This is a genomic window from Micromonospora sp. CPCC 206060, from assembly GCF_036906895.1.
Taxonomy (GTDB): Bacteria; Actinomycetota; Actinomycetes; order Mycobacteriales; family Micromonosporaceae; genus Micromonospora.
This window is the reverse complement of record NZ_JBAKHU010000026.1, coordinates 76,936-91,375: the sequence shown is the minus strand read 5'-3', so window position 1 is coordinate 91,375 and position 14,440 is coordinate 76,936. Positions and strand designations below refer to the sequence as shown.

Genomic DNA, 14,440 nt, shown 5'->3' with positions numbered 1-14,440 from the left:
GGGCGGCGGGGGGTGGAAGGCCAGGTGGTGGTGGCGTGCTGTCGAGCTGCTGGCGCAGACGGGGCAGGGCGGTGGGCAGCGGGACGTCCGGGGCCAGCCGGCGCACGGGTGACGGTAGTGCTGGCGGGCGGCGGGAGGTGGGCTGGCGGTGGGGGTGCTGGCGGTGGGCGGGTGCTGGCGGTGGGCGGGTGGTGGGGGTGCTGGCGGTAGTGCTGGCGGTGGGGGTGCTGGCGGGTGACGGTGGACGGCTACGTGGGCTGCACGCATGGACGGTGCAGCTCGACAGCGTGCTGGCGGGTGACGGTGGGCGGCTCCGGGCGACCGCTACGTGGGCTGCACGCATGGACGGTGCAGCTCGACAGCGTGCTGGCGGGTAATGGTGGGCGGCTCCGGGCGACCGCTACGTGGGCTGCACGCTCGGACGGTGCAGCTCGACAGCGTGCCGCCGCCCGCCGCCCGCCGCCCGCCGCCCGCCGCCCGCCGGCTGCTCAGGCGCGAGCCGCCCGCTGCTCAGGCGCGCAGGCGCAACCCCCGTGGGGTGGCCCGGAAGCCGGCGGCGGTCAACGCGTCGGCCAGCGGGGACGACCGCACGGCCGAGCCGTCGGCCCGTTCCACCGAGATCGCGCCCAGGGCGCCCGAGTGCACTGCGTCGGCGAGCGCCCGGCCGGCCGCCGCCAACGCCTCCGGATCGTCGGTGAAGGAGAGCAGTGTCCGGCCACCCCGTTCCACGTACAGGATCAGCTCGCCGCCGACCAGTACCACCAGCGCGCCCGCCTTGCGCCCGGCCCGGTGCCCGGTCGCGGGCTGGTCCCCGTCGCCGGAGTCCACCACCCGCTCCGGCCAGGGCAGCGCCGCGCCGTACGGGTTGGCCGGATCGGTGACGGCGAGCACCAGCGCCGCCCCGCCGCGTCCGCGACCGCCGTTCGCCGGTTCGGCCAGGGCGCGCAGCCGGTCCACCGCTCCCGGTACCGCGAACTGGGCGGCACCCAGCCCTTCGACGAAGTAGCCACGCCGGGCCGCGCCCCGCTCCTCCAGCGCGGACAACACCGGGTAGACGGCGGCGAACCCGCCGGTGACCTGCTCCGCGACGACGGCGCCCCGGGTCACCACCCCGTGCCGCTCCAGCAGTGTGTCGGCGAGCGCGGCGGCCCGGCGGGTCGGGTCGGTGTCCCGGTCGGGTAGCCGGGACCAGCGTCCGGCCATCGTGGGCGGGCCGCCGCGGGCCGGCAGCGCCACCCGCCCCGGCCGCCGGAAACGGGTACGCGGGGCGGCCGACCGGGACCGGTGCGCTCCACCGCCGCCGAGCGCCGCCCGCAGCGGGGCGAGGGTGTCGTTGGTCAACCAGCCCGCCCAGACCAGATCCCAGACCACGCCGGCCAGCGTGGTGTCGTCGGTGGCACCGACCCGGTCGGCCAACGACCGGAAGAACAGGGCCTGCCCGTCGTCCAGCGCGGCCAGCACCGCCTCGTGCAGCGGGGTCAGGGTGAGCGCCTCGTCGGGTGCCGGCAGGAGCACCGGGGCGGCATCGGCGTACGCCAGCCGTACCCAGCCGTCCCCGCCGGTGAGCGCACCCGACCCGGCCCAGACCACCTCACCGCTGGCACAGAGCTCGTCCAGGTAGGCGGGGGTGTAGTCGGTCACCCGGCCGGGCAGCACCAGACGTTCCAGCGCGGACGCGGGGACCGCCGCGCCCTGCAACTGCTCCACGGCGGCGGCGACCGCCTCGACACCCCGGGCCGGGGAGCCGACCTGCTGCCAGCGGGGCAGGAACGCAGCCAGCGCCCGGTGCGGCACCGGCTCGATCTCCCGGCGCAGCGCAGCCAGGGACCGGCGGCGCAGCAACCGCAGCACCTCCGCGTCGCACCACTCGGTGCCGGCGCCGTCCGGGGAGAACTCACCGGAGACCACCCGGCCGGTGGCGCCCAGCCGACGCAGCACCTGCTCCACCACGGCCACCCCGAGCCCGAACCGCGCCGCGCAGGTTACCGCCGCGAACGGACCCCGGGTACGCGCGTACCGGGCGACCAGGTCACCGAGCGGATCGGCCACCGGGGCGAGGTACGCCTCGGCGACCCCCACCGGTAGCGCCACGCCGAGCGCGTCGCGCAGCCGGCCGGCGTCCTCCACGCCGACCCAGCGCTCCGCCCCGGCGATCCGGACCCGCAGCACCCGCCGGGCCGCTGCCAACCCGTCCAGCCACTCCGCCGGCACCCCGCGTTCGGCCAGTTCGGCGTCGCTCAGATCGCCGAGTTGGCGGAGCAGTTCGACGGTGTCCTCGGCGTCGCGGGGCCGGCGCTGGTCGGTCAGCCAGCGGAGCTGTCGCTCGGTCTCGGCGAGTACCGCCGGGTCGAGCAGCTCCCGCAGGTCGACCCGGCCGAGCAGTTCGCCGAGGAGCGTGGAGTCCAGGGCCAACGCGGCGGCCCGTCGCTCGGCCAGCGGTGCGTCACCCTCGTAGAGGAATGCCCCGACGTACCCGAAGAGCAGCGACCGGGCGAACGGCGAGGGGGTGCTCGTCTCCACCTCGACCAGCCGAACCCTGCGGCTACCCAACTCGCGCATCAGCGTGACCAGACCGGGCAGGTCGAACACGTCCTGGAGGCACTCCCGGGCCGCCTCCAGGGTGATCGGGAAGTCGGCGAACTCCCGGGCCACGTCGAGTAGCTGTGCGGCCCGTTGGCGCTGCTGCCAGAGCGGCTGCCGGCGCCGCGGATCCCGGCGGGGCAGCAGCAGGGCCCGGGCCGCGCACTCCCGGAACCGGGAGGCGAAGAGCGGCGACGTGCCAACCGACTCGTCCACCAGTTGGGTGATCTCGTCGGGGTCGAAGGCCACCAGCTCCGCGCCGGGCGGGGCATCGGCGGTGTCCGGCAGGCGTACCACGATCCCGTCGTCGGCGGGCATCACCTGCGCGTCGACCCCGTACCGCTCGGTGAGCCGGCGGGCGATCGCCAGCGCCCACGGACCGTTGACCCGGGCCCCGAGCACGCAGTGCACGGCGAGCCGCCAGTCGCCCAGCTCGTCGCGGAACCGCTCGACCACCACCGTCCGGTCGTCCGGCAGGGACCGGGTCGACTCCCGCTGCTCGCGCAGGTAGGCCAGGAGGTTCCGGGCGGCCCAGTCGTCCAGTCCGCCGGCGCGCAGCGCGGTCAGCGCCGCCTCGTCACCGGCCCGGACCAGGGCCCGCAGCCGGGCGCCGATGGCCCGGCCCAGCTCCACGGGGCGGCCCAGCGTGTCGCCCTTCCAGAACGGCATCCGGGCGGCCTGACCGGGGGCGGGGGAGACCAGGACCCGGTCCGGGGTGATCTCCTCGATCCGCCAGGACGACGACCCGAGCAGGAACACGTCACCCACCCGGGACTCGTACACCATCTCCTCGTCCAGCTCGCCGACCCGGGCGGCCCGCTCCGCACCGGCGAGGAAGACCCCGAACAGGCCCCGGTCGGGGATGGTGCCGCCGCTGGTGACGGCGAGCCGTTGCGCGCCGGGGCGACCGGTGAGCAGGTCGGTGGCCCGGTCCCAGACCAGCCGGGGACGCAGCTCGGCGAAGGCGGTGGACGGGTACCGGCCGGAGAGCATGTCCAGCACCGCGTGCAGCGCCGAGTCGGGCAGCTCGGCGTAGGGAGCGGCCCGCCGGACCAGAACCGCGAGGTCGGCCAGCCGCCACTGGTCGAGGGCGACCATCGCGACGATCTGCTGGGCCAGTACGTCCAGCGGGTTGCGGGGCGGATGCAGTTCCTCGATCGCGCCCTCGGCCATCCGCTCGGCGACCACCGCGCAGGAGAGCAGGTCACCCCGGTGCTTGGGAAAGACCACCCCCCGGGAGACTGCCCCGACCTGGTGCCCGGCCCGGCCGACCCGTTGCAGCCCGGCCGCGACGCTCGGCGGCGCCTCGATCTGCACCACCAGGTCGACCGCGCCCATGTCGATGCCGAGTTCCAGGCTGGAGGTGGCCACCACGGCGGGTAGCTGACCCGACTTCAGCGCCTCCTCGATGTGCTGGCGCTCGGACCGGGACACGCTGCCGTGGTGGGCCCGCGCGATCACCGGTGCCGCCCCCTGTGCCGCACCGGACTGCGCCATCACCTGCGCCGGGAGCTGCCCGGGCGGCCCGGCGGGGTCACCCACAGCCCCGGCGGCCAGCTCGTTGAGCCGGGCGCAGAGCCGCTCGGCGCTGCGCCGCGAGTTGGTGAAGACGATGGTCGACCGGTGCTGGCGGATCAGCGCGAAGACCCGTTCCTCCACCGCCGGCCAGATCGACGCCCGGCGCGGCCCCGGCCCGCCGAGGTCGTCCGGCGGCGGCTCGGCCTCGTCGAGCCGGGTCATGTCCTCGACCGGTACCTCGATGCCGACCTCGATGGTCTTGTCGGTGGGCGGCTGCACCACCTCGACCGGTCGGGCGCCGCCGAGGAAGCGGGCGGTGGTGTCGATCGGGCGGACCGTGGCGGAGAGCCCGACCCGCTGCGCCGGCGCGGGCAGCAGGGCATCCAGGCGTTCCAGGGAGAGTGCCAGGTGGGCGCCGCGCTTGGTACCGGCCACCGCGTGTACCTCGTCGACGATCACCGTCTCGACACCGCGCAGCGAATCCCGGGCGGCCGAGGTGAGTAGCAGGAAGAGTGACTCCGGGGTGGTGATCAGGATGTCCGGCGGGGTACGCGCGAAGGACCGCCGCTCGTCGGCCGGGGTGTCCCCGGTGCGCATCCCCACGGTGATCTCGGGTGGGGTGACGCCGAGCCGGGTGGCCGCCTGCCGGATGCCGGTCAGCGGGGTACGCAGGTTGCGCTCCACGTCCACGGCGAGGGCCTTGAGCGGGCTGATGTAGAGCACCCGGCAGCGCCGCCGGGGGTCCGTCGGCAGCGGCTCGCGGGCCAGCCGGTCCAGTGACCAGAGGAAGGCGGCGAGGGTCTTACCCGAGCCGGTGGGGGCGACCACCAGCGCGTTACGGCCGGCGCCGATCGCCGCCCAGGCCCCGGCCTGCGCGGCGGTGGGGGCGGCGAAGGCGGCGTCGAACCACTCCCGGGTCGCCGGGCCGAACCCCGCCAGCGCGTCTGTCACGTCCCCATCCTGCCCGCCCGCTCCGACAGGAAACGAAAGGCTGCCCGCTGCGGGACCGTACGCACCGGAACGGGGCGGTTGACACGTTAAGTCTTACTTAACTGCTTGCTAGCGTCGTGCAACATAAAGTAACTTCACCGTCGACCCCGGTCGGTACGGAGGGAGCCGGATGAGCACAGGGCAGCACGGCTTCCAGCTCGGCACGGACATCCTCATCCGTAAGGTCGACAGTCACCTCGCCGCGCTCCGGGTCGGACTACGCGCCCCCGAGCTGGAGCTCGCCGAGCGCCTCGCGCACTGCCTGCGCGAGTTGATCGCCGCCTCCACCCAGGCCAGCGCGGCCGACCGGGCCCAGGTCCGGGCTGCGGTGCACTACTTCGTCCTGCGCCGGGAGAGCCGGGGGCAACTGCTCCCGGTCCGTTCCCTCACCGCCGCCCAGCGCGTCATCAACAAGGTCGTCGTCCAGCTGGGCCGACCCGACCTGGTGGTCGACGGACGTCGGGAACGGGAGTCGGTGACCTCCGACAGCCCGGCCCGGTAGGGCCGCCCCACCGGCCGCCCACGGGCGTGCCGTCGCGCCCGGGACACCCCTAACCGATCCACCGCCCCCGTCCGGCGATATTCGGCAAAACCGCCCCGACGCCGCCGATCTGCCGTTCGCTCAGAGGCACGGACCGGTTACCCGGCCCGCGCTGACACCTGCCGGGAGTGGGCGTGCTGGTACTGCTGATCCTTCACCTCGCGGCGGCGCTGCTCGCGCCGCTGTTCGTCCGGTGGTGGGGTCCGCGCGCCTGCTACCCGTTGGCCCTGGCGCCGGCTGCCGCGTTCGGCTGGGCGCTGGTCCACGCCGACACCGTCCGCCGGGGCGACCCGGTGGTCGAGACGTACCCGTGGATCCGCCAGCTCAACCTCGACCTGGCGCTGCGGGTCACCACCCTGTCGTGGCTGATGACGCTGCTGGTCGGTGGGATCGGCGCGTTGGTACTGGCCTACTGCGCGCACTACTTCACCGCAGCCGAACCGGGACTCGGCCGGTTCGTCGGTGTCTTCGTCGCCTTCGCCGGCGCGATGCTCGGTCTCGTCGTCGCCGACAACCTGCTGCTGCTCTACGTCTGCTGGGAACTCACCACGGTCTTCTCCTACCTGCTGATCGGCCACCACCCGGAGCAGCGGTCCAGCCGCTGGGCCGCCGCCCAGGCACTGACCGTGACCGCCCTCGGCGGGCTGGCGATGCTGATCGGCTTCATCCTCCTCGGCCAGCACGCCGGCAGCTACCGCTGGTCGGTCATCGCCGCCGGTCCGTTGCCCGACGGGGCGTACCTGGTCACCGCCGTGCTGCTGATCCTGGTCGGGGCGCTGGCCAAGTCGGCCATCCTCCCGTTCAGCTCCTGGTTGCCGGCGGCGATGGCGGCGCCCACCCCGGTCAGCGCCTACCTGCACGCCGCCGCGATGGTGAAGGCCGGCGTCTACCTGGTCGGACTGCTCGCCCCGGTACTGGCGGACGCCGGGCCGTGGCGTCCAGTGACCGTGGTCGCCGGAGCGGTGACCATGCTCGCCGGTGGCTGGGCGGCGCTCCGCCAGACCGACCTGAAACTGCTGCTGGCGTACGGCACGGTCAGCCAGTTGGGTCTGCTGGTGGCGGTCACCGGTGCCGGAAACCGGAACACGGCTCTCGCCGCCATCACCCTGCTGCTGGCCCACGCGCTGTTCAAAGCGGCGCTCTTCCTCGTCGTCGGCATCGTCGACCACCAGGCCGGTACCCGTGAACTGGGCGAACTCTCCGGTCTGCGACGGCGGCTGCCCATGGTCTGCGCGGTCGCCGTGCTCGCCGCCGCCTCGATGGCGGGTGTCCCACCGCTGTTCGGGTTCGTCGCCAAGGACGAGCTACTGCACGCCTTCCTCGACCAACCGGTGCTGCTCGCCGTGCTGGTCGCCGGCACGGTGCTCACCGTCGCCTACAGCGCGCGGTTCGTCTGGGGAGCGTTCGGCGACAAACCGGCGGTGGCCGCGACGGCCGCGAAGCCGCCACCGGCGGCCCTGCTGGCGCCGCCGGCCGTGCTCGCCCTCACCGGGCTGCTGCTCGGGCCGCTGGCCGAGCCGGTCGGCAGCTACCTGGCGCCGTACAGCGAACTGTTCGGTGGCGGGGAGTCCCACCTGGTGTTCTGGCACGGGTTCGGTCCGGAGCTGCTCCTCTCCGTGCTCGTCCTCACCGGGGGCGCCCTGCTCTTCGCGTTGCGCGGGCCGTTGCTGCCGGTCCTGGACCGGGTGCGCCTACCGGCCACCGGCACAGTGGTGTACGAGTGGCTGATCCACCGGTTCGACCGGATCGCCATCGAGGTCACCGGGGCCACCCAGCGCGGCTCCCTGCCGCAGTACCTCGGCACCATCCTGGTGGTGCTGGTCGTCGTACCCGGCGGGGCGCTGCTGGCCACGCGACCGTCGATGGCCGGGATCACGCCCTGGGACAGCCCGCTGCAACTCGTCGTCGCCCTGGTGCTCACGGTCGCCGCGGTGCTCGCCGTCCGGGCCCGGCGCCGACTGACCGCGGTCCTGCTGGTCGGGGTCACCGGATACGGCACGGCGATGCTCTTCATCCTGCACGGTGCGCCCGACCTGGCGTTGACCCAGTTCCTCGTGGAGACCGCCACGATCTCCATCTTCGTCCTGGTGGTCCGGCGACTGGCGCCCCGGTTCTCGGCCCGCCCGCTGCGCCGCAGCAGGTGGGTCCGGCGCGGGATCGGGATGGCGACCGGAGCGGTGATGGCCGGTCTGGCGCTCGCCGTGGCGGGCAGCCGCGCCGAGTCACCGGTCTCCGCCGCCTTCCCGGACCTCGCCGTGCAGGAGGGCTACGGGCGCAACGTGGTGAACGTGACCCTGGTCGACATCCGGGCCTGGGACACCATGGGGGAGCTGGCCGTTCTGGTGGTGGCCGCGACCGGGGTGGCCAGCCTGGTCTTCCAGCGCTCCCGCACCGGACCCCGGCCCCGCCGTCGGGCGGCTGCCGAACCGGAAGCCCGGGAGGGACAGCGGCTCTGGCTGCGCGGCGGTCCCACCCTGCGCGCCCGGCGCCGGTCCATCGTCTTCGAGGTGGTGACCCGGCTGCTCTTCCACACCGTGGTGCTCTTCTCCCTCTTCCTGCTCTTCTCCGGTCACAACGCCCCCGGCGGCGGGTTCGTCGGGGGACTGGTGGCGGGGTTGGCGCTGGCCGTGCGCTACCTGGCCGGCGGCCGGCACGAACTCCAGGAGGCGGCCCCGATCGGCGCCGGCACCGTGCTCGGTGCCGGACTGGCCGTCTCGGTCGGCACCGGGGTGCTCGCCATGCTGGCCGGTCACCAGGTGTTGGAGAGCAGCCGGATCGATCTCACGCTGCCCGTCATCGGCGACTTCTACGTGGTCACCTCGATCTTCTTCGACGTCGGGGTGTACCTCGTGGTGGTCGGGCTGATGCTGGACATCCTGCGCACCCTGGGTGCCGAGGTGGACCGGCAGATCGAGGCAACCGGCGAGCCGGAACGGGCGCTGGCCGCCGACCGGGATGGGAAGCCGTCGTGAGGGCAGCCGGTAGTGGCCCGACCCTGGTCATCGTGTTCGTGCTCGGGGTGTTCTTCGCCACCGGGGTGAGCCTGCTGCTGGAGCGGAGCCTCACCCGCATCCTGCTCGGGGTCATCCTGATCGGGAACGGGGCGAACCTGCTGATCCTGCTCGGTGGCCGGTCCGGTGGCGCCCCGATCGTGGGTACCGGCCCGGTCGGGGAGATGAGCGACCCGTTGCCCCAGGCGATGGTGCTCACCGCCATCGTCATCACCTTCGGGCTGACCGCCTTTCTGCTGACCGTCGCGTACCGGAGCTGGTCGCTGACCGGGAACGACGAGGTCCAGGACGACCTGGAGGACCGCCAGATCCTCGAACGGGCCGAGCGGAACGAGGTGGCGGCCGCCGACGTGGGCGGCGACGACCACGCCGACGACCCGGAGCAGGTCAACCCGGCACCCGCGTTGCGCCGGCTGCGCCGCAAAGGCGGTGGGTGATGGGTCACCTGGTCCCGCTCCCAGTGGTGATGCCGCTGCTCGGTGCGGCCCTCACCCTGCTGCTGGCCCCCTGGCCGAGGCTGCAACGTACGGTTAGTGTCTTCACGCTCTCCGCCACCCTGATGGTCGCGGCGGTGCTGCTGGTCGGGGCGTACCGCCACGGGCCGGTGGTGGCCCAGATCGGCGGGTGGCAGCCCCCGGTCGGCATCGTGCTGGTCGCCGACCAGTTGGCCGCGCTGATGCTGACGGTGTCGGCCGCAGTGACCCTGTGCGTCCTGCTCTACTCGATCGGCCAGGGCCAGGGGGAGAACCTGGAGAAGGCCCCGGTGAGCATCTACCACCCCACCTATCTGGTGCTGACCGCCGGGGTGACCAACGCCTTCCTCGCCGGTGACCTGTTCAACCTCTTCGTCGGCTTCGAGATCCTGCTCGCCGCGAGCTACGTGCTGATCACCCTCGGCGGTACCGAGGTCCGGATCCGGACCGGTTCGACCTACGTGCTGGTCAGCATCCTCTCGTCGACGATCTTCCTCAGCGCGGTGGGACTGGTCTACCTGGCTACCGGGACGGTCAACCTGGCCCAACTCGCCGCGCGGCTGGACGCGCTGCCGCAGGGGGTACGGCTGCTCCTGGAGCTGATGCTGCTGCTGGCCTTCGCGATCAAGGCGGCGGTCTTCCCGGTCTCCGCCTGGTTGCCGGACAGCTACCCCACCGCGCCCGCGCCGGTGACTGCGGTCTTCGCCGGCCTGCTCACCAAGGTCGGTGTGTACGCCATCATCCGGACCGAGACGCTGCTCTTCCCGGACGTCCGGGTGGACGGGCTGCTGATGGTGGTGGCCGGGCTGACCATGCTGGTCGGCATCCTCGGTGCGGTGGCCCAGTCCGACATCAGGCGGCTCTTCTCCTTCACCCTGGTCAGCCACATCGGCTACATGATCTTCGGGGTGGCGCTGGCCACCGCTGCCGCGCTCTCCGGCGCGATCTTCTACGTGGTGCACCACATCACCATCCAGACCACCCTCTTCCTGGTCGCCGGCCTCGTGGAGCAGCGCGCCGGCAGCACCGACCTGCGCCGGCTCGGCGGCCTGGCCCGGGTTGCCCCGCTGCTCGGCGTGCTCTTCTTCCTGCCCGCCATGAACCTTGCCGGCATCCCGCCGTTCTCCGGCTTCCTCGGCAAACTGGGACTGCTCCAGGCCGGTGCCGCCGAAGGCGGCACCCTGCCCTGGTCACTGGTCGCCGCCGGGACGCTGACCAGCCTGCTCACCCTCTACGTCGCCTCCCGGGTGTGGAACATCGCGTTCTGGCGGGAGCCCCGGGTGGCCACTGCCGAACCGAGGGGCCGGCTGCCGGCGCTGATGGTCGTCGCGACCACCGCGCTGGTCGCCCTCGGTGTGGCCCTCACCCTGGTCGCCGGTCCGCTCTTCGCGGTCACCGCCGACGCCGCCGCCGACCTGCGGCAGCGCACCCCCTACGTGGAGGCCGTGCTACCCGGGGGTGTCCCGTGACGACCCCACCTCCGTCGCCGTCACCTCCGGCCGGGCCCCCGGCCCCGCCACCGTCTCCGCCCCCAGCCGGGCCTCCGGTCCCGCCTTCCGGTGGCCGGCCGGGTCGCTGGCGGGACGAGGCGGTCGCCGCCGGCTGGCTGGCACTGGTCTGGAACCTGTTCTGGGGGGAGTTCACCGTCGGCAACCTGATCGGTGGCCTCGCCATCGGGGTGATCGTGCTGGTCTTCTTCCCGCTGCCGCCGGTCACCTTCGGCGGCCAGATCCGGCCCTGGGCGGCCCTCAGCTTCGCGGTGCGGTTCATCGGCGAACTGGTCAGCGCCAGCGCCCGTGTGGCGTGGGCCGCGCTGCGTCCCGGTCCACCACCCCGGGGGGCCATCATCGCGGTCCCGCTGCGGGTCCGTACCGACCTCAACCTGGCCCTCACCGCCGAGGTCATCTCCCTGGTGCCGGGGACGCTGATCCTGGAGGTGGACCGCACCGCCGGGACCCTCTACGTGCACGTGCTCGACGTCCGGGGGCCGCAGGACCTGGTCGCCAGCCGGAAGCGGATCCGGGACGTCGAACGCCGGCTCGTGCGGGCCGTCGGCTCGGCGGCCGAACTGCGCCAGGTGCAGACCACCGAGAAAGGGGAAGCGGGATGAACACTCTGCTCAGCATCGGTGTCACGGTGCTGCTCTCGGCCGCCGCGCTGCTCGCCCTGACCCGGATCGTGCGGGGCCCAGCGCTGCTCGACCGGGTGGTCGCCGCCGACATCCTGCTCTCGACCATGGTGGGGGCGGTCAGTGCGGAGGCCGCCCTGAACCGGCACGCCACCACCCTGCCGATCCTCGTCGTGCTGAGCCTGCTCGGGTTCGTCAACTCGGTCGCGGTGGTCCGGTTCGCCGTCGGGGAGGAGTCGTGAGCACCCTGCTGGACTGGGCCGGCGGTATCTGCCTGCTGACCGGGGCGCTGCTCAGCCTGGTGGCGGGGATCGGCGTGTGGCGCTTCCCGGACGTCCTGGACCGGATACACGCCGCCACCAAACCGCAGGTGCTCGGCGTGCTGCTCCTGCTGCTCGGGGTCGCCCTGCGGCTGCGGACCGGGGCGGATCTGGGCATGGTGCTGCTGGTGGGGGTGTTCCAGCTGGCCACCGCCCCGGTGGCGGCGCAGATGATCGGCCGGGCGACGTACCGCTCCGGCCGGGTCCGGACCGACCTGCTCGACCGGGACGAACTCGCCGAAATGTAAGGAAGGGCCCCTTCTTAACGCTTTCGGTAGAGGAAGGGCCCCTTCCTAACACTTTCAGCGGACACCCAGCCCGCCCCGATAAACTGGCTGGCATGATCCACTCTTCTGCCCAGGAGGGCAGTAGTAGCCGGCCGGGTCGGACCCGGCACATCGGCCAGCACAGACGAAAACGGTACGCGGACCGCCGCGTACGGCAGCGGGGAGCCCTGAGCCACCCGTGTTGATCGTCGTCGGACTTCTTCTGATCATCGTGCTCACCGCCGCGACCGGGTATTTCGTGGCCCAGGAGTTCGGCTACGTCGCCGTCGACCGGGGCAAGCTCAAGCAGCTCGCCGAGGCCGGCGACCAGGCCGCTGCACGGGCCCTCACGGTCACCGAGCGACTGTCGTTCATGCTCTCCGGCGCGCAACTCGGCATCACCGTCACCGCCCTGCTCGTCGGGTACGCCGCCGAGCCGTACCTCGGTGACGGACTCGCCCAGCTGCTCGGCTCCGCCGGGATCTCCACCGCGGTCAGCCTGCCGCTGTCGGTGGCCCTCGCCCTGCTCATCGCCACCGTGGTGCAGATGGTCCTCGGCGAGCTGGCCCCGAAGAACCTGGCCATCGCCCGCGCCGAGACCCTGGCCCGGGCGCTGAGCCGGTCCACCCTGATCTACCTGGCGGTCGCCGGCCCGCTGATCAAACTCTTCGACCGCGCGGCGGTACGCCTGCTGCGCCGGGTCGGCATCGAACCGATCGAGGAACTGCCCAGCGGGGCCACCCCGGAGGACCTGGAGCAGATCATCGCCGAGTCCCGGGAGGAGGGGCACCTGGACGCCGAGATGTCCACCCTGCTGGACCGGGGGCTGGACTTCCGGGAGTTGACCGCCGGGGAGGCGATGGTCCCCCGGGTTGACGTGCACACAGTACGCGCCAACCAACCGCTCAGCGCGGTGGTCGCCCTGCTCGACACCGGTCACTCCCGTTTTCCGGTACGCGGTACGGAGGGCGTGGACGACCTGGTCGGGGTGGTCGGTATCGCCGACGTCCTCGCCGTGCCGGCCGGGCAGCGGGCGGGTACCCCGGTCAGCGCGGTCGCCGTACCCCCGTTGCTGGTGCCGGAGACGCTGCCGTTGCCGACGGTGCTGGACCGGCTGCGGGCCGGGCACCGGCAGCTCGCCTGCGTGGTCGACGAGTACGGCGGCTTCGCCGGGGTGATCACGCTGGAGGACCTGGCCGAGGAACTGGTCGGGCCGATCCGCGACGAGGACGATCCGGACGAGCCGGCGCCGACCCGGCAGGAGGACGGGTCCTGGGTGGTCCCGGCGCGCTGGCGGATCGACGAGGTCGCCGACAGCACCGGTATCGCCCTGCCCGAGGCTCCCGAGTACGACACCATCTCCGGACTGGTGATGCGGGAGCTGGGCCGGGTGCCCGAGGTGGGTGACCTGCTGGAGATCAGCCTGCCGGCGGAGCCCGACGACCAGGAGACCCGACCCAGGGCGCTGGTCGAGGTGCTCGCCGTGGACCGGCACGTGGCCGATTCGGTCCGGCTGCGGGTGACCGCATGAGCCCGACCTTCGCCCTGCTGACCTCGATCGTGCTGCTCGCCCTGAACGGCTTCTTCGTGGCCGCCGAGTTTGCCCTGGTGGCGAGCAAGCGTTACCGGCTGGAACAGGCGGCGGCCGGTGGCGGTCGCGCCGCCCGGGCCGCTCTGGACGGGGTCAGTGAACTGTCCCTGATGTTGGCCGGCGCGCAGCTCGGCATCACCCTCTGCACGCTGGGGCTGGGTGCGCTCGCCGAACCGGCGATCGAGCATCTGGTCAGTCCGCTGCTGCAGGCGGTGGGGCTGCCGGACGCGGCCAGCCACGTGATTGCCCTGGTCTTCGCCCTGAGCCTGGTCACCTTCCTGCACCTGGTGGTGGGGGAGATGGCGCCGAAGTCGTGGGCGATCACGGACGCGGAACGTTCCGCGTTGCTGCTTGCCCTGCCGTTCCGGGCCTTCGCCCGGGTGGCCCGACCGGTGCTGACCGCACTCAACGGGCTGGCCAACGTGATGCTGCGGCTGGTCCGGGTAAATCCGCAGGACCAGTTGGCCCAGGCACACGGACCGGAGGAGCTGCGGATGCTGCTGGAGCAGTCCCGCGAGCACGGGCTGCTGCCCGCCGCGCAGCACCAGATGTTGACCAGCATGCTGGAGCTGCAACGCACCACCGTGGCGGAGGTGATGGAGCCCGTCGAGCGGATCGTGACGGTACGCCGGGACGACCCCGCAGAGCGGATCGAGCAGGTCTCCCGGGACAGCGGCCGGTCCCGGTTGGCCGTACTCGGTGCGACCGGGGAGGTGGTCGGGGTGGTGCACGTCCGCGAGGCGGTACGGGCCACCACCGCCGGCCGGACGGTCACCGCGGGCGAGTTGATGGCTGAGCCGTTCCGGCTGGCCAACACCGCCACCGTGGTCGAGGCGGTGACCGCGATGCGCGCCGACCGGGCACAGTTGGCGCTGGTCACCAACGGTGCGGGGGCGGACCGGCCGGTGGGGTTCGTGGCGCTGGAGGACCTGCTGGAGGAGGTCATCGGAGAGTTCGACGACGAGACCGACCCGGTACCCCGGGGACGGCGGATGCGCTGAGCCCGGAGAGGGAGGTGGGCG

10 protein-coding genes are annotated in these 14,440 nt (G+C 73.1%); 9 read left to right on the top strand and 1 reads right to left on the bottom strand.

From position 1 onward, the window contains the following. Positions 1–510 precede the first annotated feature (510 nt). Positions 511–5,049 (bottom strand): ATP-dependent helicase, encoded by a 4,539-nt coding sequence (locus V6U90_RS17990; protein ID WP_334437632.1) that lies wholly within the window; start codon positions 5,047–5,049, stop codon positions 511–513. A gap of 169 nt (positions 5,050–5,218) precedes the next feature. On the opposite strand from V6U90_RS17990, the gene V6U90_RS17985 reads away from it, so the two are divergent. The 9 genes from V6U90_RS17985 (at position 5,219) to V6U90_RS17945 (ending at position 14,419) form a co-directional block, all read left to right on the top strand. After that, entirely contained in the window at positions 5,219–5,590 is a 372-nt protein-coding gene (locus V6U90_RS17985) for a hypothetical protein (protein ID WP_334437630.1), read from the top strand. Between the two features lie 173 nt (positions 5,591–5,763). Next, positions 5,764–8,601, top strand: a complete 2,838-nt coding sequence (locus V6U90_RS17980) for a Na+/H+ antiporter subunit A (RefSeq protein ID WP_334437628.1) — start codon at positions 5,764–5,766, stop codon at positions 8,599–8,601. Continuing rightward, positions 8,598–9,077: a Na(+)/H(+) antiporter subunit C gene (locus tag V6U90_RS17975; protein WP_334437625.1), complete on the top strand. Its 480-nt coding sequence runs from the start codon at positions 8,598–8,600 to the stop codon at positions 9,075–9,077. Before V6U90_RS17980 ends, V6U90_RS17975 begins: the two co-directional genes overlap by 4 nt. Next, complete coding sequence (locus V6U90_RS17970; RefSeq protein ID WP_334437622.1) at positions 9,077–10,582, top strand: Na+/H+ antiporter subunit D; 1,506 nt, start codon at positions 9,077–9,079, stop codon at positions 10,580–10,582. Before V6U90_RS17975 ends, V6U90_RS17970 begins: the two co-directional genes overlap by 1 nt. Beyond that, entirely contained in the window at positions 10,579–11,223 is a 645-nt protein-coding gene (locus tag V6U90_RS17965) for a Na+/H+ antiporter subunit E (protein ID WP_334437620.1), read from the top strand. The genes V6U90_RS17970 and V6U90_RS17965 overlap by 4 nt, the downstream gene beginning before the upstream one ends. After that, positions 11,220–11,483: a monovalent cation/H+ antiporter complex subunit F gene (locus V6U90_RS17960; protein ID WP_334437617.1), complete on the top strand. Its 264-nt coding sequence runs from the start codon at positions 11,220–11,222 to the stop codon at positions 11,481–11,483. Before V6U90_RS17965 ends, V6U90_RS17960 begins: the two co-directional genes overlap by 4 nt. Then, entirely contained in the window at positions 11,480–11,809 is a 330-nt protein-coding gene (gene mnhG, locus V6U90_RS17955; protein WP_334437614.1) for a monovalent cation/H(+) antiporter subunit G, read from the top strand. The genes V6U90_RS17960 and mnhG overlap by 4 nt, the downstream gene beginning before the upstream one ends. A 217-nt stretch (positions 11,810–12,026) precedes the next feature. Then, complete coding sequence (locus V6U90_RS17950) at positions 12,027–13,358, top strand: hemolysin family protein (protein ID WP_334437613.1); 1,332 nt, start codon at positions 12,027–12,029, stop codon at positions 13,356–13,358. Continuing rightward, positions 13,355–14,419 (top strand): hemolysin family protein, encoded by a 1,065-nt coding sequence (locus tag V6U90_RS17945; protein ID WP_334437612.1) that lies wholly within the window; start codon positions 13,355–13,357, stop codon positions 14,417–14,419. Before V6U90_RS17950 ends, V6U90_RS17945 begins: the two co-directional genes overlap by 4 nt. The last annotated feature ends 21 nt before the right edge of the window (positions 14,420–14,440 follow it).

Bases quoted from the DNA above. Each gene is read 5' to 3' on its own strand.
- V6U90_RS17985 (WP_334437630.1), top strand. From the start codon at position 5,219: ATGAGCACAGGGCAGCACGGCTTCCAGCTCGGCACGGACATCCTCATC.
- V6U90_RS17970 (WP_334437622.1), top strand. From the start codon at position 9,077: ATGGGTCACCTGGTCCCGCTCCCAGTGGTGATGCCGCTGCTCGGTGCG.
- V6U90_RS17960 (WP_334437617.1), top strand. From the start codon at position 11,220: ATGAACACTCTGCTCAGCATCGGTGTCACGGTGCTGCTCTCGGCCGCC.
- V6U90_RS17945 (WP_334437612.1), top strand. From the start codon at position 13,355: ATGAGCCCGACCTTCGCCCTGCTGACCTCGATCGTGCTGCTCGCCCTG.